This window comes from Paraburkholderia sp. MM5496-R1, from assembly GCF_050436205.1.
Classification (GTDB): Bacteria; Pseudomonadota; Gammaproteobacteria; order Burkholderiales; family Burkholderiaceae; genus Paraburkholderia; species Paraburkholderia tuberum.
Genome location: NZ_JBNDLT010000001.1, coordinates 787,021 through 811,863, shown reverse-complemented (window position 1 = coordinate 811,863; position 24,843 = coordinate 787,021). Strand labels below are relative to the sequence as shown.

Genomic DNA, 24,843 nt, shown 5'->3' with positions numbered 1-24,843 from the left:
CACCGCCGCTTTCACTGCAATGCGGCGTTGGCCTGGGCGATCTTCTGCGCCGCCTGATGCAAGGCTGCGTCGGGCGCGGCCTGCCCCGTCAGCGCAAGTTGCAACGCGTCGCCGAGAATCGCCTCGATCTGCTGCCAGTCTTTCACGCGAGGCCGCGCACGGCCCGCTTCGAGCGTCTTCAGCTGGTCCGGGTACCAGCGATACTGTTTGACGAGCGTCGGATTGACGAAGACGCTCTTGCGCGTCGGCGGAATGCCGAGCACGGCCAGTTGTGTTTGCGTGGCCGACGAAGTCAGATAGGCGAGGAAATCCGCCGCCACTTTCGCATGTGCCGCATCTTTCGCAATACCCATTTGCCAGATGCCGAGCATCGGCGCCGGCCCCTTGACCTGACCGGGCGGCGGTTGCAGCGCGACCTGGCCGACGACGCGCGACTTCGCCTGATCGTCGAGCGCGGGCAGCCAGGCGGGCCACACTTCGATGGCCTGCGCGGCCGTGCCGCCTTGCAGGGCGTCTCGCACTTCACCGGCGCCATATACGTCGACGTCCTTCGGCGCCCACTTCTTCAGGGCGAGCAGCATCTTCAGCGCGGCCAGCGCTTCGGGCGAATCGATCGTGACCTTGCCGTTGGTGTCGACGACATCTCCGCCATAGGCCCAAAGGATCGGCAGAAAACCGGTGACGATGGGGTTACCCTTCACGCCGCGAAACACGACACCCGAGACGTCCTTGTCGGCAGTGCCGATGGTCTGCGCGATCTTCAGCACGTCGTCCCAACTGCGCGGCGGCTGCAGGCCGCGACTCGCGAGCAGATCCTTGCGATAAGCGAACATCTCGACATTGCCGACGATCGGCATCGCGTACAAGGTTCCCGCCGACGTGCGTCCGAGGGAGATCGTGGACGTCACCATGTCGGCATCCGCGAGCGTGGCGGGCAGCGGCTGAAGCCATCCGTTGGCGATGAATTCGGGGGACCAGGTGTCGTCCATCATCACCAGGTCATAGGCGCGCGTGTTTTCGCGTAATGACAGCTTCAGTTTCTGATACAGGTCGTTGTTCGGCAGCTTCAGCAACTCGATATCGACGCCCGGGTGCTGTTTCTTGTAGCCGTCCACCGCCTGCGCGAGTCCGCGGCCGTAGATGTCGTCCCGGCCTGCGATCACGAGATCCGCGGCATGGGCACCAAGGGCGGCGATGGACAGGCAAGCCGCGACGCAAGCCGCGCGCAGGCAGGCGAACAGGGTCGTCCGCTGGATCATTGAAGCCATGGCTCTTGAATTCCTCCAGGGGAAAGGCGTATGCGTACGATGAGTCCAGAGCAACCCACCCCGTTTTCTTTGATCGCGCGCAGCGTTGCGAAAAATAGATGCCAGATGCGGCAGCGGGAATTGCAGCAACCTAGCATGACGTACATGTGTCAGCAAGCAGGGTTGCCGCGCAGTGTTCGGACCCGCACGCAGGCACGCTTGCCGCGTGGTCCGTTTCCGCGCCGCGACCGCCCTCGGCTGATCATGGCGCGGATTGGTCCATTGAACCGCCGCACCAACCCCGCAAAGCGATGCGGCCACAATGCTTCGGATCACGAATGAGCGAGAGGACGAAGGCCGCTAATCTCGCGGTCCATAGCCATTCGCTCTCACTATGGACAAACGACAAACCGCGTCCGGCGGCGCGGGCGGCAAAATTTTTTCCGCTCTGCACCATGAAATCCGTAGGGACCCGGTCATCGTTTGTACCGATTGAGCGCTGCGAGTCCCGTGAATATTGTTGTGTGCGCATTCTTCAAATGCTGCGATGTGGCGGGCAAATGTTGCTCAACGATCCTTTCGAATCGGAGATGCATGATGTCCAGTAACAGTGTGTGGCGAAACTTTCATTGCGTCGTCGCGACGGGGATGGTAGCGGCGGGCCTGGGTCTGCCGGCAGGCGCCCATGCGGCGGCAGAGCCGATCAAGATCGGCGTGATCAGCGAAGAATCCTCGGTGGCGGGCGCTTCGATCAGCAAGGCGGCGCAACTCGCCGCGGACCAGATCAACGCCAGCGGTGGCGTCGATGGCCGGCCCATCCAGATCGTCGCGTACGACGACCATTCATCGGCTTCGGACGGCGTGCGCGCCTTCCAGCGCGCGGCGACCCAGGACAAGGTAGTCGCTGTGATCGGCAGCTACATCAGCGAAGTGGCGCTCGCGATGGAGCCGTGGTCGGGACGCCTGAAGATGCCCTTCATTACGCCCGGCGCGGCTAGCAACGACATTTCGAAGCACGTTCACGACGACTACGACCACTACAAGTACACGTTCCACGGCTGGATGACGTCGGCGTTCATCGCACAGTCCATCTGCGACTTCTCACACGACGTTCTGGTCGGCCAGTTCAAGATGAAAACGACGGTCGTCATGAGCGAGGACGCGGCGTGGACCAAGCCGCTCGACGAACGCTACCTCGAATGCCTGCCCAAAGCGGGGCTTCAGGTGCTCGATCACATCCGCTTCAATCCTGACACTTCCGACTTCACGCCGATCTTCAACCAGATCGAGGCGAAGCACCCCGATACGATCACCACCGGCATCAGCCACGTTGGCGTGCAGCCGACCGTGCAATGGCACGACCAGCAGGTGCCGATCCCGATGTCGGGCCAAAGCTCGCAGGCCACGACCACGAGCTTCTGGAAGGACACGAACGGCGCGACGGAAGGCGTGATCACGGCCTCGGCCGCGGCGCCGGGCGTGGCGATCACGCCGAAAACGATACCTTTTACGGATGAGTATCAGAAGAAGTTCGGCGTTTCTCCGGCGTATTGCGGCTTCACGAGCTACGACCTCGTCTACATCCTCGCGGACGCGATCAAGCGCAACAAGGGCTCGACCGATCCGGACCGGATGGTCGACGCACTCGAGAAAACCGACTACGTGGGCACGATCGGACGCTGGCAGTTCTACGGCAAGAGCGATCAGTTCACGCACGCGCTGAAGTACGGGCCCGGCTATATCACGGGCATCGACCTGCAATGGCAAAACGGCAAGCAGGTTGCGATCTGGCCCAAGTCGATTGCCAACGGCGTGGTCAAATTCCCGACCTTCATGAAGGTGCAGCAGGCAAGCGCGAACTAGCAGCGCGACGATCGCGACTGTCCGGACCCGCGCGTAGCGAAGGCCCGGACAGCGCACGCATCGACACCTTAACCAACATGAAAGGCCGGGCATGTTGCTACTGCAGATTCTCGTCGACGGCTTTGCGATCAGTTCCCTCTACGCGCTGGGCGCGATCGGTTTCACGTTGATCTTCGGCGTCTCCGGCATCTTGAATCTCGCGCACGGCGGCGTGATGCTGGTCGCGGCGCTGATGGGCTGGATGCTCGCGGGCGAGGCGGGACTTGGCACCTATCTCGGCACGCTGCTCGGCGTGTTGGCGGGTCTCGTGACGGCCTTCGTCACCTACCTGATGGTGGTGCGGCCCATTCAACGCTCGGCCGCGATTCCCGGCGAAGAGAAGGAAATCTTCGTGCTCACCGGCACGCTGCTGTGGGGCATCATGATCCAGCAGGGCATGGCGTGGCTCTTCACCGACAACCCGGTGACGATGCGCCCGCTGATCAGCGGTGTGGCGATGGTCGGCAGCGTGCGCGTGCCGTTCAACGAAATCATGATCGCGGCGGTCTGCTGGGCCGTGATCGCCATGTTGTGGCTGTTCGTGAACCGCACGCGCGCGGGCAAGGCGCTGCTCGCGGCTTCGATGAACCCTCGTGGTCTCACGCTGCTCGGTTTCGAACTCTCCCGAATCTATCTTCTCGCGTGGAGCATCTATGGGGTGCTGGCCGGTATCGCGGGCGTGCTGCTCGCTTCGTTCCTCGGCGTGAGCACCAACAATGCGGGGCAGCTCACGGCCAGCGCATTCTCCATTGTGGTGCTGGGCGGGCTCGGCAGCGTGTCCGGTTCGCTGATGGCCGCGTATGTCGTCGGTTATCTGGAAACCATTACGGCCTATCTGATCGCGCCGACCCTGCGGCCGCTGCCCGCGTTGCTGCTGCTGGTGCTCGTGGTGTATGTAAGACCCCAGGGCTTCCTGGGACGCCGCTAACAGTGCGAATGGAGCGTACCCCCATGTCCGTTCTTCTCCGTTCGCGTGGCGCATGGATCGCCGTTGCGCTCGTCGCGATGGCGGCGACGTTGCCATGGTGGCTTTCGGGCTACATCCTCGGCGTGCTCACGGTTGCGTATTACTTCGGCGTGTTCGCCATGTCGTGGGACCTGTTGTTCGGCTTTGCCGGCGAGGTCAACTTCGGGCCGACGTTCCTGATCGGACTCGGCGCCTATTCGGCCGCGATCCTCGACGCCAGATGGGGTCTGCCCATACCCGTTTGCGTGCTCGCTGGCGGCGGCGTCGCGCTGGTGGGCGGCCTGCTGCTGGCGGTGCCCGCGCTGCGGTTGCGCGGTCCTTACTTCGGGCTGGTTACGCTCGTGGCCGTGCTGCTGCTGCAGAACGCCATCGTGATCTTTGCGGGCATAACTGGCGGCGAGATCGGCATGATGGTGCCGGACGTGATGTCGGTCGATGCGAACCATAACTACTGGATCGCGCTCGCGTTCCTGATCGTTTGCGCCGTCCTGCTGTTCGGCCTGTCGCGTTCGGCAGTCGGTCTGATCCTGCAGGCAAGCGGCCAGGACGCGACCGGCGCGCAGGCGCTGGGTTTCAACGTCACGCGACACAAGCTCGTGGCCTTTTGCATCAGCGCCGTTTTCTCCGGCGTGGCCGGCGCGATGCTGGTGTTCTACCAGGGCACGGCCTCCGTGAGCACGGTGGTGGATCTCAGCGTGGGAGTACAGATCATCATCGCGGCCGTGCTCGGCGGACGCCGCACGATACTCGGCGCGGTGCTCGGCTCGATCTTCCTGATCGTCGCCGGCGAATTTCTGCGCCCGCTCGGCCAGCTCAACACATTCGTCGTCGCGGCGGTCGCACTGGCGGCGCTGCTGTTCTTTCCAGACGGTCTGCTCGGCAATCTGCTGCGTGCGAGGGAGCGCCAATGAACGACACGCCGCTGCTCTGCGTACGCGGACTGACCAAGCGCTTCGGCGGTCTCGTCGCCGTGAAGGATATCGGCTTCGACATCCGGCCCGGCGAGATTCTTGGCCTGATCGGACCAAACGGCTCGGGCAAGTCCACCGTCATGAAGCTGATCATGGGCATCGAGCGGCCCAACGCGGGGTCGGTCAAGGTGAATGGCGTGGAGATGGCCGGCTGGGCGCCGCACCGGATCGCGCGCGCGGGCGTGGGCATCGTGTTTCAGCATTCGCGGCCGCTCCATCGGCAGACGGTGCTGGAACACATCAAGCTCGCGCTGCTTCCTGATTCGCTCGTCAAGCTGGCCGCCGAACCGCACGTGCACCGGCGCGCGCAGGAAATTGCCTCGCGTGTGGGCCTTGCCGCCGTCATGCATCGGCATCCCGCGACACTGCCATTTGCGGATCTGCGCCGCATGGAGATGGCCAAAGCGATTGCGCGCGACCCGCAGGTCGTGCTGGTGGACGAGCCGTTCGCGGGACTGACGGTGGCGGAATCGGAGGCGTTTTCCGAGCTGATTCGCGGCTTTCGCGCCGAAGGCCGCGCGGTGCTGCTGGTCGATCACAACGTCAAAAGTCTGTCCGCGCTCGCCGACCGCGTGCTCGCGATGTACCTTGGCGAGCATGTCGCCGAGGGCACCGCCGAACAAGTGATGCAGAACGAGACGGTGCGCCGGGTCTATCTGGGCAGCAAGCTGGAGTTGCGCCAGCGCACCGGAGCCGCGGGCATTGCCAGGCCCACGATCCTCGAGGTGACCGGTGTGCGTGTGCTTTACGACAAGGCGTGCGCACTCGACGACGTCAGTCTGCAGGTGCGCGAGGGTGAGTTCGTATCGGTTGTCGGTCTGAACGGCGCGGGCAAGACGACGCTTTTCAACGCGCTCTCGGGCCTCGTGCCGTACAAAGGGACGATTCGCTTCGACGGGCGCGATCTGCGCGGCAGCAGCGGAGCCGCGATCGCGCGCGCCGGCCTCGTGCAATGCCCGGAAACGCGCGAGCTATTCGGCGACATGACGGTACGCGAGAATCTCGAACTCGGCGGATATCATCTCGCCGATACGGTGCGCGTCAAACAGCTGTCGTGGCTGTTCGATCTCTTTCCGATCCTCAAATCGCGCCAGGGCCAAACCGCGCGCACGCTTTCCGGCGGCGAGCAGCAAATGCTCGCGATCGCGCGCGCGCTGATGACCCAGCCGAAGCTGCTGATTCTCGACGAACCGACACTGGGGCTCGCGCCCGTGATTCTCGAGCAATTGTCGAAAGCGCTGGATTCGCTGCAAAAGTCCACGCCCATTACCGTACTGCTGGGCGAGCAGAACGTCAGGTTTGCGCTGCCGCAGGCGGACCGTGTCTACGTGCTCGAACATGCACGCATCATCTGGGAGGGCAGCGCTTCGCGCTTCGAGGCTGAGATGGGGCGCGGCTTTCTCGAGGCAGCGCCTGCCGGTGAGCCCGACGCCACGACCTCAGGCGACGCGCGCAGCTAAGGCCAGCAGCGGCAGGCGAGCCCATAGCGCGGCATCAGGACAGCGACGCAAAGCGAAATCGACCCGCCGCCTTCGTCAACAGACCGGTCTGCTCGGTCAGCGAAATGATCTCGCCCATCCTCTTCGCACCGTCGTGAATGTCGGTCATCGCGGCGATGACCTGACGCACCACGTCCGCACCCGCACCGGCCGTCGCCTTCGTCGCGTCGGCCAGTTCGCGCGCTTCACGCGCGTGCGCGGCGTTCTCCGTGACGGCATTGGTGAGTTGCTCCATGCTCGCCGCCGTTTCCTCGATGGACGCCGCCTGCGTCTCGGTGCGCGCCGACAGGTCCGCGTTGCCGGCCGAGATCTGCTGGGTCGCGGATGCGATCGACTCGCTGCCGCGCGCGATCTGTTCGATCATCGTGCCGATGTCCTTCTGCATCTGCCCGACGCTTCTGACGAGGCGACCCATTTCGTCATCACTGTCCAGGCGCAATTGCTGCGACATGTCACCCTGAGCGAGTCGCTCGACATGGCGCACCGTCATATCGATCGGGCGCGCGATTGCGCGAAGCAGCGTGAAACCGCAGGTGACGCAGGTCAGAAGACCGACGGCGATCGCGATTCCGGTAATTGTCACGAGGGTGTCATACCGGTCCTGTGCCGTCTTGTAACGCACATTGCCCTGCTCGTTGCGAAACTTGTCCAGATCCGCGGTTTTCTGCGTGAGAGCCGCCGACAGCGGTGGCATCACGACCATCGCATCGTGGTCGGCGGCTTCATGGTCGCCACGGCTCATCGCGTCCATCATCGGCTCGAGTGCGCCATGCAGCATCGCTTCCCGGGCGTCGGCCACGGCCTTCGACAAGGCCGCCTCGGCCTCGGAAACGGGAGAGATATCTCTGCATTAACGGCACCCACCCGGAAAAGTTCAGTTCTATTGATGATTCGGCGAGCCGTCGAGAACCGCGGCGGCTTCGGTCGTCGGTGCCGGCGGGATCACCGGTTGCGCGGCAGGACCAGGTGTGCGGAAGTGAGGCGTATTGTCGCGATCCAGCACCGCGCGCGCCAGGTTCCTGTCGAGTTGCCCCTCCCAGCGAGCGACGACGACGGTGGCAACGCCATTACCGATCAGGTTCGTGACTGCGCGCGCCTCGTTGAGAAAGCGGTCCACGCCGAGCAGCAGCACGAGGCCTTCCACGGGAATCTTGTGCATCGAGGCGAGCGTCGCGGCCAGTGCGACGAATCCCGCCCCGGCCACCCCCGCAGAGCCCTTCGACGTGAGCAGCAGTACGCCGAGCACGAGCAACTGGTCCCAGATGCTCAGGTGGACGTTCATCGCCTGGGCGATGAACAAGGCCGCCATCGTCAGATAAATCGCCGTTCCATCGGCATTGAACGTGTAGCCGGTGGGCAAGACCATGCCGACCACTGGGCGAGCGCAGCCCATCGCCTCCATCTTGATCAGCATTTGCGGCAACACCGCTTCCGTCGACGCCGTGCCGAGCGTAATCAGAATCTCGTCCCTGATGTAGCGGAGAAACTTCCACAGCGATAGCCCGCACATTTTCATGACGAGGCCGAGCACGACGAACACGAAGAAGAACGAAGTCAGATACAGACAAAGCATCAACTCGCCGAACGATGCCAAGGTGCCGATGCCGTATTTGCCGATGGTGAAGGCCATGCCCCCGAACGCGCCGATCGGAGCAACGTACATGACGATTCGCACGACGCCGAACATTCCTTGAAGGAACATGTCGAGCATGTCGACGAATGGTGCGGCACGAGGTCCGAGCTTTGCCAGCGAGATGGCGAGCAGGACTGAAAAGAAAATGATGGGAAGCATCTCGCCTTTGGCGAATGCCCCGACGATGCTATTCGGAACGATGCTCATGAAGAAGTCGAGCATGCCGTGTTGCTGCGCCGCGTGCGTGTAGGTCGAAATCGCAGCGGCATCGATCTGCGAGGGATCGATGTTCATTCCGCTGCCGGGTTTGATGACATTGACGACCACCATTCCCGCTATGAGCGCAATGGTCGAGGCCAGTTCGAAATACAGGAGGGCTTTCACGCCTACCCGGCCCGCTTGATGAAGGTCGTTCATGCGCGCAATCCCGACCACGACCGATGCAAAGATGATCGGTGCAAGCAGCATCCGGATCAGCTTGATGAACAGGTCGCCCAGCGGTTTCATCTGCGAGGCGAGCTCGGGGTAGAAGTGGCCGAGCAGGACACCGGCCACGATGCCGATGAGGACCTGAACGTACAGCTTGGAAAGTGCTCTTCTTACTTTCGATACTGGCATGTCTGTCTCCTGTGCGTGGCGTCTTCAAAGGGAAAATGCGGCCCTCCCACGCAGCAGCGTGGAAAGGCCGCATTGAGCCGGCTTCGTTCCGTCTTTATATGAGCCATTCAACCGGGAATACTGGTCGGTGCCGTTGCGCGCGCGCGTTATTCAGCCAACTTGCGCATCTCGGCGATGAGGTCGGATTTGCCTTCGAAGCCGATGCCGGGCAGCTCCGGCATCGTGATGTATCCGTTATCGACACGAACGCCGTCGGGGAAGCCGCCGTATGGCTGGAACAGGTCCGGGTACGATTCGTTGCCGCCAAGTCCGAGGCCCGCCGCGATGTTCAGCGACATCTGGTGCCCGCCGTGGGGAATACAACGGCTGCGCGACCAGCCATGCTGGTGCAGCATGTCGAGCGTTCGCAGATATTCAACGAGGCCGTAGCTCAACGCGCAATCGAATTGCAGCCAGTCGCGATCGGGGCGCATGCCGCCGTAGCGGATCAGGTTGCGAGCATCCTGCATCGAGAACAGGTTTTCGCCAGTTGCCATCGGCTTGTCATAGTAGTTGCGCAGCGTCGCCTGCAACTCGAAGTCGAGCGGGTCGCCCGCCTCTTCGTACCAGAACAGGTCGTACTGCGACAGGGCCTTCGCATACCTGATCGCCGTATCGAGGTCGAAGCGGCCATTGGCATCGACCGCGAGCTTCTGGCCGTCCTGCAGCACGCTGAGGATCGAGTCGATGCGTCGCAGGTCTTCGTCGAGCGAGGCACCGCCGATTTTCTTCTTCACGACCGTGTAGCCTCGGTCGATGTAGCTGCGCATCTCATCCTTGAGCTTTTCGTGGTCCTGGCCCGGATAGTAGTAGCCGCCCGCCGCGTAGACGAAGATCTTGCGGTTGGCCTCGCCATTGCCGTACCGTTGCGCGAGGAGCTGAAACAGCGGTTTGCCCGCGATCTTCGCCACCGCGTCCCAGACGGCCATGTCGATCGTGCCGATGGCGACGGACCGCTCACCGTGGCCACCGGGCTTCTCGTTGATGAACATCGTCGCCCAGATCTTGTGGGGATCGAGGTTGTCGCCGGAGTCGTCGACCAGCGAGGCAGGGGCGGCCTCGAGCAGGCGCGGGATGAAGCGCTCGCGCATCAGCTTGCCCTGACCGTAACGGCCGTTCGAGTTGAAGCCGTAGCCGATCACCGGCTTGCCGTCGCGAATGACGTCCGTGACGACCGCGACGAGACTCAAGGTCATTTTGCTGAAGTCGATGTAGGCGTTCCGGATCGGGGAACTGATCGGAACGGTTTTTTCGCGGATTTCAACGATTCTCACGCCACTGTCTCCAGAGAGTTGAACAGTTATTGAGCCACACCGGCTTCAATGTGGTGCTTAGCTTAGCCGCGAAAGAGCTTGCTAGAATTCACTTACGTTCACTACATATTTCACCAAAAGTGAGTACTGCTCCCGCATCCGACTTTGAGTTCTTCATTCTCCTGGCGAAACTCAGGAGCATGTCCGGCGCCGCCCGGGCGCTCGATCTGAGTCCGCCAGCGGCGACCAAGCGGCTGGGGATCATCGAGCAGCGGCTCGGCGCGCGTCTGGTCAACCGGACCACGCGCAGCGTCAGCCTGACACCCGAGGGCGAGACCTATCTGCGCTACGCGTCCCAGATCGTCGGGCAGGTCCGCGAGATGGAGGAGGCCATATCCGGCGCCAGACGCGATCCGCATGGGCCGTTGCGCATCAACGCGACGCTCGGTTTTGGCAGGACCACCATCGCGCCGCTCGTCTCCGACTTCGCAAAGCGTTTTCCGAATGTCGAAGTTCAGTTCGAGGTGACAGACCGGCCGGTCGATCTCGTCGAAGGGGCCTTCGACATGGCGATACGGTTCGGCGAGCTACCCGACAGTCGCCTGAGCGCGAGGCGCATCATGAGCAATCGCCGTTTTCTTTGCGCGTCCCCGAAATATCTGGAACGTTCTGGAACGCCCGAGCGGGTGGAGGACCTGCACCAGCATCGCTGCATCATTCATCGGCAGAACGATGACGCTTATGGCGTGTGGCGCTACATCGTGAACGACCACATCGAGGCGATCAAGGTGAAAGGCGCGCTATCGAGCAATGACGGCGACATTGTCCTTCGGTGGGCGCTCGACGGTCATGGGATTCTGATTCGCTCTGAATGGGATCTGGCCAAGTATGTACAGAGCGGGCGCCTTAAGCTGGTGCTGCCGAATACCGTGCTGCCGTCCGCGGACCTGTTCGTCTATTACCCCAGGCAGCGCAATCAGACCGCGCGGGCGCGCGCCTTCATCGACTTCCTCGTTGATCATTTTCACGCACCGTTCACACCGGTCGGCGCCACCGTCGAAGTTCCGGAAAGGAAGAAGTGGGTCTCGCGAAAGTGACGTTCATGTCGCGAGGACAGCGCTCGTCAAAAACCGCCGCAAGAATGGCGACCATTACTGGGTATGCGCGAACGTCACACCGGTGATTGAAAGCGGCAAGACCGTCGGCTATCTGAGCGTTCGTACCAAGCCTTCGCGCGACGAAGTGAAGGTTGAAGCGTGAGTCGTCGCTTACGGTCGCTCGATGATCGTTCCCTTTCGGGGCGGACCGCTCGGATCGTAGTGGAGGTCTGGCGCATCACCGCCGGTTTTTTCCAGCGGCTCGATCTTTGCAGTCAACCTAGTTCGAACGAACTCACCCCGAACACGCGTTGCACGGGAATGGCTGGCGGGGCGCGAGTGTACATTCGCGCCGTTTCGAACGCGCTAACCATGCCGTAGCGTTCAGCGAGCGCTACGGCTGCCGTGTTGACCTCCGGCACGTCGAACGCGATGACTTCGCCTGCGACGCTCGCGACCAGTCCGTCGAACAGATCGTTGGCGATCCGTGCGTCGTCGGCAAAGAGCGGACCGATCTTGTAGCCGGTCCCGCAACGGCGCAGCACGCCGTACCCCCTTATCTGAGCATTGCGCACAGCCGCCAGGGCCAGCGCCTGTGGTTGCGCGATCCAGTCCGCCAGGAAGCGGGGACGGGCGGTCGAAAAACATGCGCTGTCGTAGGCAACCAGTTGCGCGAAGGGTACCTCCCGCGCGTTCGTCAGGTTTGGCGTCGACGCAGCTTGCACGACGCCCTGGAAGCGGATGTTGCGATAGGTGAGCTGGAAGCCGGATTTTTTATAGTTCTGCTGCTGGGCAACGACACCATCGAGGCCGATCGTACGATCTCCCAGATAGCGCATCGCGTGCTGCCAGGTGCGCAGACCGAAACCCCTGGCGCGAAACGCCGGCTTGACGATGTAGAGGCCAATGAAACCGAAGCGCTCATCGTAGGCGACCGCCGAGATACATGCCACCGGCTCCCCGCGCCAGGTACCGACGAAAAAGCCGTTGGGGTCCGCATTCCAGAAGCACCTCGCGTCGTCGAGGCCGGGATTCCAGCCCTCTGCCGCAGCCCATTCGACCGCCAGATCGACCTCGCGGAACGACATGTTGCGCACAAGGAAATCGTCACGATCATCCATGATCAAACGCATCAACTTGATTGGCTGCAACGTCTACGCAGGTGTGAAGACGACAGCGCCCTGCTCGGCAACTTGCGCGAAGGTCCGAGCGAAGCGGTAGGCCTGTCCTTCAATGACCAATTGGTTCAATCCTGACCGCGTGGTCTCCAGAAGCGCGTGGACCAGCTTGTTCGGAATGGCCGCGCAGCTTGTCCAGTCCGCGTCTGGCTCGCCAGGATCACCAAGGTAGACTTCGCAATTTTCGCCTTGAGAGAGCACAAAAATCAGGCTCTTTCCCTTGTCTAGCGAAAGCTCCAGGTACTCTGAAAGCGTAGATGCGGGGTCACGAGAGGAAGAGTTCATAAGTGGCCTTTTGTGGGTCGGGCGTGGCATCCAAATAGGTAACAGGACATGGCACACCTCGAAGACGATCAGACCGGCAACTGGCCGGGCGCACCATCGAGAATGCGAAGCTTGTCGTCGATGTCGGGAAGCTGATGGCCAGCCGCGCGAAGCTCGTTCACAAGCCGATGCGCAGTTGCACAACACTGCGCAAGCGTCTCATGCAGTCGCGGTTCGCCCCGCAGACCGGTCACCACCTTTTCCAGCTCGGAGGGGGGCTCGCTTAGCAGGGCGGGAACCACCTCTTCCGCCGGGATCAGCGACCCGTGGCTCAAAAGCTGGGCCGTCCATTCGCATCCATACAGCAGCGTCCGTCGCTCAGCCCGTTTCGCTTCTTCCTGCTCCAGAGTCGCGAGACTGTGCCGGTTCTTGTGAATCGAAGCGCGCCAGGTCGCAAGTATGTCGGCGCGCAACGCTGCAATTGCGTTGCCGAGCGACGTGCTCTGTCCGCCAACGACGAGCCGGCGTTCGTCGAGCCTGTCGACGTGGTCCCGGTATCCTTCGAGGAAGGGCTGCCAGTTCAAGGGCAATTCGGTCGTCTCGGAGAACGACCGGCTAGTCTCATTGAGCTCGGTCCTGATGTCCTCGATGGCCCGAGCGTCGGCAAGCCGCGCCTCATAGACCTCGTGAGCCGTCACCATCTGGCGATGAAGGGCGAACAGGGGATTCTTGTGGCGGCGTTGCAGGTGTCGCTCGGCGGCGCCGGGATGAGCGCTCCATCTCCAGTTGGGCAGCGATTTCGCGTCGAAGTCGACCGCGTCTATCATGGGCCGGAATACCGCCAGCCCCTCTTCGGTTGCATGCTCAAAACAGTCGGCCAGTTTGAAGTCGTTGCCTTGCAGGTCGGTGCCTTCGTTCCCGGCATAAGGCGAGTCCGGTGCGAGCCTGAGGAAAGCAGTAGCGAGGAAAAACTCCATGGGTAGCTCGACCGACAGACCCTCCAGTCGGAAGGTGCGCTGTTGAGCGGAAAGGTCCTCGACAGAATGCGCGAGGCGGTTTTCGAGGTCGAGGAGCGAGTCGATCTTGTCGCCGGCCGACGGTTGCATCGCGTCGGCGAGCAGGCACAAAGACTCACGCACCATTTTTGCCGCGATCGTGCCGTGCTTCTCGGCGAAAAGCCACAACCAGAGGGCAAGCTGATACCCCCGGACGCCGTTTCGCGCGAGCGTTTCGATTTCGGGCGCAAAAGTAATTCCAGGCGCGGCCCAGTTCGCAAACGGTGGCGAGTCGCTGCCCAGGTACATATCCAGAAGCTGCTTCAACGACTCATGCGTGCCGCTCGGCCAGCTTCGCGTCTCGTCGTACCGCTTCTCGGTCTTCCAAAGTTTCCAGGCCATCGTGAACCTCGCAAGAGTGTGCGGGATGCGGCTTGGTGAAGATACTTGCACACTCGGTCGGGGGCGTAAACCGGCGGTTGACCTTGTTGACCCGGAGAGGTTGCCGCGGTGCGATGGGGGTTTAAAGCGGGTCAAAACGCTATGAGGATGAATCGGCTTTTGGTCGATCAGTGCCGCCATAAGTCAGGCTTTCTCTGCCTGCCCGATCCTGGACTGGCGCGACCCGGAAGCGGTGTCCGGGCGCGTTCGAATCCCGCGGCTCGTGGTCGGTCGAGGTTTCGCTCACGCGCGGTTAGTACTAGGCTAGAAGCCGGATCGACGAAGACCGGCTGACGCGCGAACCATCCACGGTCGCGTTGGCCCGTGTTCGACGTGTTTTCATCGGCGTATTGCCGCAATGGAGCGAGGTCCACCATGCAATTGTCCGCCGTCAAGGTCGTCAAGCCCGAAGCGACCAACTTCATTCTCGGGCAAAGCCACTTCATCAAATCTGTCGAGGATATTCACGAAGCGATGGTCGGCACGGTGCCCGGCATCAAGTTCGGTCTCGCGTTTTGCGAGGCTTCCGGCAAGCGCCTCGTGCGGCGCTCCGGCACCGACGAAAGCCTCGTCGAGATGGCATGCCAGAACGCAACCAACGTCGGCGCGGGCCATAGCTTCTTCGTGTTTCTGGGCGACGGCTTTTTCCCCGTCAACGTGCTGAACACGATCAAGGCCGTGCCGGAGGTCTGCCGCATCTTCTGCGCAACGGCGAATCCCGTCGAAGTGCTGATCGCTGAAACAGATCAGGGGCGAGGCATCGTCGGCGTGGTCGATGGTTTTTCGCCTGTCGGCACGGAAAGCGCGGAGGACATTCAATGGCGCAAGGATCTTTTGCGCACGATAGGCTACAAGTTGTAGCGGCTGCGCGTTCACCCGCTTTACGCGCGCCGCCACGCCTGCCGACATCCTATGGAACGGCAACGACGCCTGATTCCGGGCACGCTGTGGCCCGCCATTGTGCGACAGACCGGACATGCGCTGAGCTGCGGCGCGCTGCGACCGATCGACACGCAACAGTCCGTGATCGACTGCGGCGGCATCCGCTTTCTCGTGCGTCGGGTGTCGAGCCTGACGCGCAAGGAACAGCAACGCGAGCAAGCGCGCAAGCTGCAGACGGCAAAGCACCCTCAGGCGAACCCATTTCTTCCCTATGAGCCGGATCTGTTCGTCGCCGACATCTCCGATACTCACCTCGCGTTGCTGAACAAGTTCAACGTGATCGATCATCATCTGCTGATCGTCACGCGCGAATTCGAACCGCAGGAAGCGCTGCTCGATCTTGCCGATTTCGAAGCGCTGCTCGCGTGCATGGCCGAATTCGACGGCATCGGCTTTTACAACGCCGGCACGCAGGCGGGCGCGAGCCAGCCGCACAAGCACCTGCAGATCGTGCCGCTGCCGCTCGGGGAAGCCGATCCGTCCGTGCCGGTCGAGCCCTTGCTCGGTGCGGAGGACGGCATGGCGGATCTGCCGTTCCGGCATGCGTTCGCACGCTTTCACGCCGATGATCTGGCTCGCGCGGATGCGCCGAAGCTGGCGCTTTCCCGCTATCGCACGCTGCTCGACGCGGCGGATATCGGCGCGCTCGAAATCGACCGTGCCTGCTGTCATGCGACGCCCTACAACCTGCTGGTCACGCGGCGCTGGATGTTGCTCGTGCCGAGATCGCAAGAGCGAGTCGAAGGCGTGTCGGTCAACGCGCTCGGCTTTGCGGGTTCGCTGTTCGTGCGCGATGCGGCTCAACTGGATGTGATCGAAAGGCTCGGCCCGATGACGGTATTGGAACGCGTCGCGCTGCCTGCGAATCCATAGCGGCCGCGCAACCCGATCGCGCAGCAGACTCACGCGACGAACTCAAGCTCCGTCCGACTGCAAATACCTGTGCGCGAAAGCAATCGCCATGCTGCCCTCGCCGACGGCCGAAGCGACGCGCTTCACAGGGCTCAGTCTCACGTCTCCACACGCGAACACGCCAGCCACGCTCGATTCGAGCAGATAAGGATCGCGCTGATGCGACCAGCGTCCGGCCTTGACGACGTCATCGCCGGTCAGAACGTAGCCGCGCACATCGCGCGCGATTTCGGGCGGCAGCCACTCCGTCTGCGCATCCGCTCCGATGAAGACGAACAGACCGCCGCAGTCGTGTCGGCTCACTGCGTCGCTCGTCGAATCGCGAACGGTGATGGCCGTCAGATGCGTATCGCCATGCGCGCCGACGACTTCCGAGCGCAGCCGCACCGCGACATTCGATTTGCCCGCTAGCTGTTCGACGAGATAGCGCGACATGCCCTTTTCGAGCGAATCGCCGCGCACGACGAGCGTCACGCTGCGCGCATGATTGGCGAAGTACAACGCCGCCTGGCCGGCCGAATTGCCGCCGCCGATCAGATGGACATCGAGGCCGTGCGTCGCGCTCGCTTCGCTGCGCGCCGCGCCGTAGTAAATCCCCTTGCCGATCAAGCGGTCGAAGCCGTCGATCGCCAGCCGCCGCCAAGTGACGCCCGTCGCGAGAATGATGGTTCGAGCGTGCACGGCGTCGCCGCCGTCGAGATGAATCCGCCGCGCCTGCACATCGATGCGCTCGACCGAGCGCGTCACGAGGATCTCCGCGCCGAGCCGCCGTGCCTGTTGCAGCGCGCGGCTCGCGAGTTCGTCGCCGGAAACACCATTGGGAAAGCCGAGATAATTTTCGATGCGCGAGGACGTGCCCGCCTGTCCGCCCGGCGCCTCGCGCTCGAGCACCAGCGTGCGCAGACCTTCCGACGCGCCGTATACCGCGGCAGCCAGCCCCGCGGGACCGCCGCCGATGATCGCCGTGTCGTATGCGGCCAGACGCGGCTGCGTCTGGAGGCCGAGCAGTCCCGCAAGCTCGCGGGTCGCGGGCCGCCTCAGCACCGTGCCGTCGATGAGGCGCAACGCGGGGCACTCGCCTTGCGTTGGACACGTGCCAGGCCAGCGCGCGGCCAATTCGGGCGCATCCGGCGCCAGCCAGTCGACGCTGATCTGATTGCGCGCGAGGAACTGACGCAGCAGCGTGCACGCATTGTCCCAACGGTTGCCGACGATCGTCACACGCGCCTTCGGCGGCTCGGCGGAAAGGCTTTGCAGCCCGCCGATGCGTTCGCGCGCGAGCGCGCCCATCTTGAACGCCACGTCGGGCGACGCCGCCGCGAGCGCATAGTATTGCGGCGCGTCGACCCGCATCACGCGCGAAGGCTCGGCCGCTCGATACGCGCCCGGAAACGGTGCGCTCAGCGCGAGCGGCACTTCGCCGAAGATCGTGCCGGGCAGACGCCAGCCCAAGGTTCGCTCGATGCCGTCGAACGTCTTGATGACTTCCATCTTGCCCGACAGCACGGCGTATAACGCGCGCTCGCCGCCTTCATGGACCGCGAACTCGCCCGCGCATAGATGCAGGTCGGCGCACGCGTGCACGAGGATTTCCAGTTCGCTGTCGGGGAGGGTCGAGAACAGCGGCACGGCGCGGATGTCGTCGATCGTCAGCATGGCTTGATTTTCCGTTCTGTCAGGCAGATGACGCAACGCGCGGTGCACCGGGTTTCAGAGGCGTCATGTCGGACGATTGGACTCGCGCAAACGGATGCGCAGACAAAGCGCGAAGTCGGCAACCGCACCGACCCAGTATAGGATTTTCAGATCGCGATGCAGACGATCAAGCCATGGGTGCGCTTCTGAAAGACCTAAGCTGGATGAATGGCCGCGATATGAATGCCGTATTTCGTCGCTGCCATGCAACCAGTATCAGGCGATCAGCGTGGAGGTGCGCAATGGTGTTGCGATGGGTGCGAATGGTATGTCTGGCGACGTACGTGTGTGCCAGCGCGCAAGGATGTCTGGCCGCGGATTCGTCGGCGGCGCTCGCGGCTCCTGTCGCGCCGCCGGTCGTCTATGTCTCCGATTTCGATCTCGACGCCGCGAACATCGCCCCTGACAGCGGGCCAGGCCACCGCGCGCGAGGCATCCTGGGCAATCTGGTGCCTGAGGGCCCGGTGCGTCAGCAGCAGGATCCGCAGGCGCGTGCGCGAGACATGGTTGCGCTGATGGCGCAATCTCTGACGGACGATCTGAAGAAGGCCGGAGTAGACGCGCGCCGCGTCACGCCGGGTGAACCGCTGCCCCACGACGGCTGGCAGGTGCGCGGCGTTTTTCTCAGTGTCGATGAGGGTAATCGGCTGCGTCGCGCGATGGTGGGTATGGGCGCGGGCCAAAGCCAGTTTCAGGTCGCGGTTTCCTGCGATAACCTGGCTACGCCGGAGTTACCGCCGCTCTATGAAACTGTTGAAGAGGGGGCGAGCAGGGATATGCCGGGCGCCGTGATCAAGCTCAACCCGTACGTGATCGCCGCGAAGGTCGTGCTGTCGGGCCGCGATGAAAAGACGGCGGTCAGGAAAAGCGCGCAGCAGATCGCTGACGAACTCGCGCGACGGCTTCAGACGGGTGCAAGGGAGGCCGGCAGCGCAGCCCCCGCCCGATAGGCGGCCGAAGCCGCCCGCTCAGCAGCCCGTCCGCTTGACGCGCTCGACCGCGAGGCCGAACACCGGACGCAGCTTCGTGCCGACCACGTTGCCGAAAAATGCCGAGACGAGCCACAGCCAGCCGTGCAGGCTGCCCGACACGATGCCGCTGAAGTACGCGCCGATATTGCAGCCGTACGCGAGGCGCGCGCCGTAGCCGAGAATCAGTCCGCCGACGATCGCCGCGATCAGCGAGCGCAGCGGCAGACGCCACACCGGCGCATAGCGGCCGGCCAGCGAAGCGGCAACCATCGCGCCGATCACGATGCCGATGTCCATGACCGACTTCGCGTCGTGGCTGATCGGTGCGGCAAGGGCGGCCGCGTTCGGGCCGGTGCTCCACACATGCCAGCTCGCGACGTCGACGCCCATCGCGGAGAACGCCTTCGCGCCCCACAGCGCGAACGCCGACGTGATGCCCCACGGATGGCCCGACAGCGCGAGCGTCGCGAAGTTGAGGATCGCGAGCACGACGCCGCCGGCGAGGAGCGGCCACGGGCCATGCAGCCACGGCGATGCGTTCGGGGCGCGATCCATGTCGCTGACGAGACGGCCGTGACGGCGCTTTTCGATCAGCACGCTCAGCGCGGCGATGGCCGCGAACACCACGAGGTTCAGCGCGATCGCCGGGCCGACGCCGAGCGTCTGCACGAGCGAGATCGGCGGCAGATGCGGCAGCGCGGACCAGAACGGCATGTGCGCGGTGCCGATCACCGAGCCGATGATGAACGCGATCAGCGTGACCACCATCCGTGTGCTGCCGCCGCCGACCGTATACAGCGTGCCGGAGGCGCAGCCGCCGCCGAGCTGCATGCCGATGCCGAACATGAACGCGCCGATCAGGACCGACGTGCCGACGGGCGACACTTCACCGACGACCGGATGACCGAATAGCGTGCCGGCGGAAAGCGCCGGGAAGAACAGCAGCACGCCGATCGCGAGCATCAGCATCTGCGCGCGCAGGCCGGCGCCGCGGCCGTCGGCGATGAACACGCGCCATGCGGACGTGAAGCCGAACGCGGCGTGATAGAGCGTGACGCCGAGCAGCGCGCCGAGGACGTACAGCGCGGCCTGTTTCACGCTGACGGTCTGCGCGAGATAGATCGCGCCGAGCACGACCAGCGCGAACGCGACGGAAAGCGGCTTCGGATTGATGTTGACGAGACGGCGGGGCGCGCCGAACGGCGTGGAGAGATCGGACATGGAGAGCGGGGCGGGCACGCTTGTCGCGCGAGGGCGGCACGCCTATGAAACGGCGGTCGCTGCGCGGGAGGAGGGCCGCGAATAATCGTTTTTGGGAAAGCTCGCGAGTATACCGAAATGTCGCGTTGCGGCTGTTGCCCAGCAAGGTTCGCGCTGCTCGATCGCAAATCCGGGCGCGGGCGGTGCCGCGAGGCTGCAAGGCCCGTCGCACGGGCGCTTGACGATGGTCGACCGCGCTTGAAACCAGTGACTTAATAACCTCCCGTAATAAAAGTATTTCAAACTTACATTGAAATCGTTATCAAGATGGAAGGCGACGGTAATCCCGTCCCGGTCGCGCAACAACATTTCGGGCCGAAATATCGACCAAATCAGCCACGGTCGTTAAGTGGCGACGCGACGAACTGCTAATCTTCATACGCGGCGACTCACGCGTTTCCGGTCGGCTCCACGGGTCGTTGGCAGCCGTTTCGCGCGAGCGTGGAAGGGGGATGTATGAGCACTCGAAGGCCATCTCTGCTGCGGCGACGTCCATCGCAACGCCGTCATGCAAGCGTGCGAATTTCATTTGCCATCGTCATTTCGCTGACCGGACTTTCCACGACGCACGTCGCGTACGCGGCGGGTACCCTGCCGCAAGGCGGGCATTTCGTCGCCGGCTCGGGAAGCATCACTCAGAACGATGCCGGCATGAGCATCACGCAAGCGGGCTCGCGCGGCATCATCGAATGGAACAGTTTTTCGATCGGATCGTGCCGCACGGTGTCGATAAACAACGGCACGGGCGCGACACTCAATCGCGTGACGGGTAACGATGTGTCGGCGATCTACGGCACGCTGAAGGGCACCGGCAGCATCTACCTCGTCAATCCGCATGGTGTGCTCATCGGGCCAGGCGGCGTGGTGTCGACGGGAGGGCGTTTCGTCGCGTCGACGCTCGACGTCCCCAACGATGTCTTTCTCAACCCGCCCGGGTTCGGTGGCTCGACTTACACAGGCAGTTCCACGGCGGATGTAGTCAATCTCGGCAAGATCAGTTCGTCGGGTGGGGACGTGTTCCTGATATCGGCCAGCAAGGTCACGAACGCAGGGACGATCGATGCGCCGAACGGCAATGCCGAACTCGTCGCAGGCCGTCAGGTCCGGCTCTTCGACGGCAACTTTCAACAAGTCTTCGTGGAGGTGGGAAGCGGCGGCACGGTGACGAACTCAGGCACGGTACGGGCGGCGATCATCAACGTGCAGGCGGCCGACGGCAATATCTTCGCGCTCGCGGGTCATTCGGGCGCCCTGCGCGCCACCGGCACCGCGACGCGCGACGGCCACGTCTGGCTCGTCGCGAACACCACCGTCAACGGGGTCGTCGTCAACTCCGGCAACGTCGATGCGCGCGGGGCGCAAATCAGCGCGCGTAACGCGGACGGCAGCGGCGGCACGCTCGACATGTCCGGCAAGGACGTCAAGGTCGGCGGCGCGGATGTGCGGGCGAAAGCATGGAACATCACCACTGGGGACTTCACCGCGGACGTCCCGACCGCCAACACGCTCGGCGCAAGTCTGAGCAACGGCGCATCCATCTCCGTGCTCGCGAACGGCGCGGACGGCAAGCTCGGGGCGACCGGCGAGGGAGACATCGCGATCGAAGCGAGCGTGCGCTGGCACGGAGCCTCCTCCCTGACGCTCGACGCGGCGCACTCGCTGACCATCGCACCGCAGGCGACCATCGCCAATAGGGGCACAGGCTCGCTCACGCTGTCCGCCGACACCTATGGTTTCGACAACGGCGGCAGTCTGACCAACCAGGGCACGATCGACTGGTCGCGAAGCATGGGCATCGTCAGCGGCCTGTACGACATGAACGGCAGCTACACGCCCGGCACGGTGTACACCAACGTATCGTGGCACCCCGCGCCGTTTACTGGGCTCGTCACGCAGTTCACGGCCTATCAGCTCGTCAACTCCATGACGGACCTGAGCGCGGTGAATAACAACCTCTCCGGCAACTATGCGTTGGGCAGCAGGGGGCTGGAATTCTCGGGTGCGCCGGAGTTCGGAGGCATCGGCACCGCCGCGAATCCGTTCACCGGTCAGTTCGACGGCATGGGGCATCTCCCCGCGGATCTGCGTCTCTCAAGCACGGCCGATACCGGACTCTTCGGCGTGATCGGCAAGAGCGGCGTCGTGCGCAATTTCACGCTCGCGGAAGGCACCGCGACGTCCTCGGGAGAAACGGTCGGCTTGCTGGCCGGCATCAACTACGGATACATGGTGAACGTCGGCGCAACGGGCGCCATCGGTGCCCCGGGCAACACGAGCACAGTGGCCGGCGGTCTGGTCGGCGAGAACTTTGGGCGCATCGAGCGCTCGTGGGCGGGCGTAAACATCATCGGCGTGGGTCAGATCGGTGGGCTGGTCGGGCTCAACGATGGCCGCATCGATCAGTCTTTCGCGATCGCCCCCGCATCGGGCGGTGCGCAAAGCACGGTCGGCGGACTCGTCGGCACGAACCATGGCGCCATCGGCCGATCGTATGCCTACGAATTCCTGAACGGCGGCGCGACTGTCGGCGGACTTGTCGGCAGCAATACGGGCTTCATCCGCGAGTCGTATGCCGCGTCCAGGCTCACGGCGGGCGCGAACTCGACGGAGGGCGGTATCGCGGGCACCAACAGCGGCCGGATCGCGGCGAACGTGTTCTGGAACAGCCAATCGTCGGGGGCGGCGGCGGGTGTCGGTTCGGGCACGGCGGTGGCCAGTTCAAGCGGACTCACGGACATCCAGTTGCTCGAGCCGGCGAGCTTCGGTCCGACGTGGGATTTCAGCGCGAACGGCACGTGGGTCGCGGGATATCCGGGGCCTCAGTTGCGCTGGCTGGCAGGGCACTGACATCGAGGGTCCGACAGAACCCGGCGCGGGCGCACTCGGCCTTCGGTGCCGCGATCACGATGCAAGCCGGATTCAGCGGTTTGACGACTGTTCGCGCAGGTAGGCCTGCGCTTCCGCCTCCGTCTCATAGACATAAGGTGACAGCCCGCGCCGCGTAAGGGCGCCACCCAGCTTGGCGCGCATGAAAGCGCTGGTAGTGAAGCGCGTTACGCCGAGATAGTAGCGCTGCACCATATCCTCGACCATTTCGACGTACGCGTCCTCCAGCGCGGGGTCCAACACGAAACCCTCGTAGTTCACCACTGCATAAACCTTGTGGTCCAGTGGTTCGCAGACGCGGCATACCTGAGTCCGGATCGCCGCGATGTCGTCGGGACGCTTCACCTCGAGGCGCGCGAAATTGAGAAACATGATGTTCTTGTCGTCGTCGTAGATGAAGCGCGCTTCCAGCGGCAGTCGCAAAACATTCGAGCGCAGGCCCATCGGTTCTGGCAGGAAAATCCGCTCGTCCATCTGCGTCGGCGAACGCAGGATCGGTGCGAAGTCCATCCTGGCCAGAATATCGCGCTCCAGATCGACGCCCGGTGCAATCTCGATGAGTTCCATGCCCTCGGCGCCCAGCTCGAACACGCAACGCTCGGTGATGTAGAGGACCGGCTTGCCCATTGCCGCCGCATACGGGCCAGAGAACGTGCGATGCTCGACTTCCTCGATGAATTTCCTGGCCGTGCCGTCACGGTGGATATGCAGCTTGCCGTCGACGACCGAAATCTGGCTGTGGCCCGCCATGAAAGTGCCGACGAACACGACTTTCCTGGCATTCTGGCTAATGTTGATGAAGCCTCCGGCGCCGGGCAGGCGCGGCCCGAATCTCGACACATTGAGGTTTCCCATGCGATCGGCCTGGGCGAGGCCAAGAAAGGCGACGTCGAGCCCGCCGCCGTCATAGAAATCGAACTGGGCGGGCTGATCGATGATCGCCTGCGCATTGGTCGCCGCGCCGAAGTTCAAGCCTCCCGCCGGAATGCCGCCGATGACGCCGGGCTCGGTGGTCAGCGTCATCAGGTCGAGGATCCTTTCCTCGTTGGCGACGCTGGCGATGCCTTCGGGCATGCCGATCCCGAGATTCACCACGCTGTTTGGCTGGAGTTCCATTGCCGCGCGTCGCGCGACCACCTTGCGCTCACTCATCGGCATCGGCGCCATACTGCTCGCGGGGACCCGGATTTCGCCGGCGTACGCCGGACTGTATGGTGTGGCAAAGGTCTGCTGGTGGTTCTCGGGCGGCGCCAGCACGACGCAATCGACGAGCACGCCGGGGATCTTGACCTGTCGCGGATTGAGCGAGCCGCTTTCGGCGATGCGCTCCACCTGGACGATCACGAGGCCGCGGCAGTTGTGCGCGGCCATGGCGATCGCGAGAGCCTCCAGTGTCAGGGCTTCGCGCTCCATCGTCACATTGCCTTCCGGGTCGGCAGTGGTGCCGCGCACGATCGCGACGTTGATCGGGAAGGCCTTGTAGAACAGATATTCCTCGTCGCCGATCCGCATCAACTCGACCAGATTCTCGGTGGTGCGCTCGTTCAGTTTGCCACCACCGAAGCGCGGATCGACGAAGGTGCCGAGGCCGACCCGGGAGAGATGGCCCGGCTTTCCGGCCGCAATGTCGCGAAACAGGTGGCTGATCACGCCCTGCGGCAGGTTATACGCCTCGATCTGGTTATCCACCGCAAGCTGCTGTAGCTTCGGCACGAGGCCCCAGTGTCCGCCGATGACGCGCTTGACGAGCCCCGGCGTCGCCAGGTGGTTCAGTCCGCGTTCCTTGCCGTCTCCCTGGCCGGCCGCATAGACTAGCGTGAGGTTGGCGGGCTTTGGGAGGGTGACTAACGTATCCTCGTCATGCGCCGTACAGAGTTCCTCGATGGCAATGGCGATGTCTTCGGCGAAGCCGATGCCGACGAAGCCACCCGTCGCGACCGTATCGCCGTCGCGGATCAGGCGCACGGCATCGCGCGCCGACGCCACTTTGCCGGACGAACGGGAAAGGATGGCCGGTGAAAGCGCCCCCGCGGTTGATTGCGTGCTCACGTTTCACCTCGCCTGATTCGAGCG

At 63.5% G+C, this 24,843-nt stretch carries 19 protein-coding genes; 9 read left to right on the top strand and 10 right to left on the bottom strand.

From position 1 onward, the window contains the following. Positions 1–11 precede the first annotated feature (11 nt). On the bottom strand, positions 12–1,268 hold the full coding sequence (locus OKW38_RS04085; protein WP_429360112.1) for an ABC transporter substrate-binding protein: 1,257 nt from the start codon (positions 1,266–1,268) through the stop codon (positions 12–14). 576 nt (positions 1,269–1,844) lie between these two features. On the opposite strand from OKW38_RS04085, the gene OKW38_RS04080 reads away from it, so the two are divergent. The 4 genes from OKW38_RS04080 (at position 1,845) to OKW38_RS04065 (ending at position 6,547) form a co-directional block, all read left to right on the top strand. Next, positions 1,845–3,110 (top strand): ABC transporter substrate-binding protein, encoded by a 1,266-nt coding sequence (locus OKW38_RS04080; RefSeq protein ID WP_187613386.1) that lies wholly within the window; start codon positions 1,845–1,847, stop codon positions 3,108–3,110. Positions 3,111–3,201: 91 nt separating this feature from the next. Continuing rightward, positions 3,202–4,077, top strand: a complete 876-nt coding sequence (locus OKW38_RS04075) for a branched-chain amino acid ABC transporter permease (RefSeq protein ID WP_187613387.1) — start codon at positions 3,202–3,204, stop codon at positions 4,075–4,077. A gap of 23 nt (positions 4,078–4,100) precedes the next feature. Continuing rightward, positions 4,101–5,027 (top strand): branched-chain amino acid ABC transporter permease, encoded by a 927-nt coding sequence (locus OKW38_RS04070; RefSeq protein ID WP_187613388.1) that lies wholly within the window; start codon positions 4,101–4,103, stop codon positions 5,025–5,027. Further along, positions 5,024–6,547 (top strand): ATP-binding cassette domain-containing protein, encoded by a 1,524-nt coding sequence (locus tag OKW38_RS04065; protein ID WP_429360111.1) that lies wholly within the window; start codon positions 5,024–5,026, stop codon positions 6,545–6,547. Before OKW38_RS04070 ends, OKW38_RS04065 begins: the two co-directional genes overlap by 4 nt. Before the next feature lie 34 nt (positions 6,548–6,581). Here OKW38_RS04065 and OKW38_RS04060 read toward each other — a convergent pair whose 3' ends face one another. From OKW38_RS04060 to OKW38_RS04050, 3 genes are all read right to left on the bottom strand, one after another. Beyond that, a complete protein-coding gene (locus OKW38_RS04060; RefSeq protein WP_429360683.1) occupies positions 6,582–7,427 on the bottom strand; it encodes a Tar ligand binding domain-containing protein in 846 nt (281 codons plus the stop codon). 39 nt (positions 7,428–7,466) lie between these two features. Next, complete coding sequence (locus OKW38_RS04055; RefSeq protein ID WP_429360110.1) at positions 7,467–8,837, bottom strand: dicarboxylate/amino acid:cation symporter; 1,371 nt, start codon at positions 8,835–8,837, stop codon at positions 7,467–7,469. 146 nt (positions 8,838–8,983) lie between these two features. Further along, entirely contained in the window at positions 8,984–10,150 is a 1,167-nt protein-coding gene (locus tag OKW38_RS04050; RefSeq protein ID WP_184068557.1) for a mandelate racemase/muconate lactonizing enzyme family protein, read from the bottom strand. Positions 10,151–10,329: 179 nt separating this feature from the next. Here OKW38_RS04050 and OKW38_RS04045 point away from each other — a divergent pair, with 179 nt between their 5' ends. After that, complete coding sequence (locus tag OKW38_RS04045; RefSeq protein ID WP_244144729.1) at positions 10,330–11,226, top strand: LysR substrate-binding domain-containing protein; 897 nt, start codon at positions 10,330–10,332, stop codon at positions 11,224–11,226. Between the two features lie 275 nt (positions 11,227–11,501). On the opposite strand, the gene OKW38_RS04040 is transcribed toward OKW38_RS04045, so the two are convergent. From OKW38_RS04040 to OKW38_RS04030, 3 genes are all read right to left on the bottom strand, one after another. Then, a complete protein-coding gene (locus tag OKW38_RS04040) occupies positions 11,502–12,347 on the bottom strand; it encodes a GNAT family N-acetyltransferase (protein ID WP_429360108.1) in 846 nt (281 codons plus the stop codon). Between the two features lie 33 nt (positions 12,348–12,380). Continuing rightward, complete coding sequence (locus tag OKW38_RS04035) at positions 12,381–12,689, bottom strand: hypothetical protein (RefSeq protein WP_429332693.1); 309 nt, start codon at positions 12,687–12,689, stop codon at positions 12,381–12,383. 68 nt (positions 12,690–12,757) lie between these two features. After that, the gene (locus tag OKW38_RS04030) at positions 12,758–14,065 is read right to left on the bottom strand and encodes a tryptophan leader peptide (protein ID WP_429360107.1); all 1,308 of its coding nucleotides are present in this window, start codon (positions 14,063–14,065) and stop codon (positions 12,758–12,760) included. A gap of 414 nt (positions 14,066–14,479) precedes the next feature. Here OKW38_RS04030 and OKW38_RS04025 point away from each other — a divergent pair, with 414 nt between their 5' ends. Together OKW38_RS04025 and OKW38_RS04020 are read left to right on the top strand one after the other, a co-directional pair. Continuing rightward, the gene (locus OKW38_RS04025; RefSeq protein WP_018422486.1) at positions 14,480–14,965 is read left to right on the top strand and encodes an adenosine-specific kinase; all 486 of its coding nucleotides are present in this window, start codon (positions 14,480–14,482) and stop codon (positions 14,963–14,965) included. Between the two features lie 51 nt (positions 14,966–15,016). Continuing rightward, entirely contained in the window at positions 15,017–15,919 is a 903-nt protein-coding gene (locus tag OKW38_RS04020; RefSeq protein WP_429360106.1) for an ATP adenylyltransferase family protein, read from the top strand. Between the two features lie 42 nt (positions 15,920–15,961). Here OKW38_RS04020 and OKW38_RS04015 read toward each other — a convergent pair whose 3' ends face one another. Next, complete coding sequence (locus OKW38_RS04015) at positions 15,962–17,614, bottom strand: FAD-dependent oxidoreductase (RefSeq protein WP_429360104.1); 1,653 nt, start codon at positions 17,612–17,614, stop codon at positions 15,962–15,964. Positions 17,615–17,787: 173 nt separating this feature from the next. On the opposite strand from OKW38_RS04015, the gene OKW38_RS04010 reads away from it, so the two are divergent. Beyond that, positions 17,788–18,603 carry a DUF4410 domain-containing protein gene (locus OKW38_RS04010; protein ID WP_429360100.1) on the top strand — a complete coding sequence of 272 codons (816 nt, stop codon included), beginning with the start codon at positions 17,788–17,790 and terminating at the stop codon, positions 18,601–18,603. An 18-nt stretch (positions 18,604–18,621) separates the two neighbouring features. On the opposite strand, the gene OKW38_RS04005 is transcribed toward OKW38_RS04010, so the two are convergent. Then, positions 18,622–19,845 (bottom strand): YeeE/YedE family protein, encoded by a 1,224-nt coding sequence (locus OKW38_RS04005; protein WP_429360098.1) that lies wholly within the window; start codon positions 19,843–19,845, stop codon positions 18,622–18,624. A gap of 495 nt (positions 19,846–20,340) precedes the next feature. Between OKW38_RS04005 and OKW38_RS04000 the strand changes: the two genes are divergently transcribed. Beyond that, on the top strand, positions 20,341–22,731 hold the full coding sequence (locus OKW38_RS04000) for a filamentous hemagglutinin N-terminal domain-containing protein (protein WP_429360096.1): 2,391 nt from the start codon (positions 20,341–20,343) through the stop codon (positions 22,729–22,731). Between the two features lie 72 nt (positions 22,732–22,803). On the opposite strand, the gene OKW38_RS03995 is transcribed toward OKW38_RS04000, so the two are convergent. Beyond that, a complete protein-coding gene (locus OKW38_RS03995) occupies positions 22,804–24,819 on the bottom strand; it encodes an acyl CoA:acetate/3-ketoacid CoA transferase (protein ID WP_429360094.1) in 2,016 nt (671 codons plus the stop codon). Between the last annotated feature and the right edge of the window lie 24 nt (positions 24,820–24,843).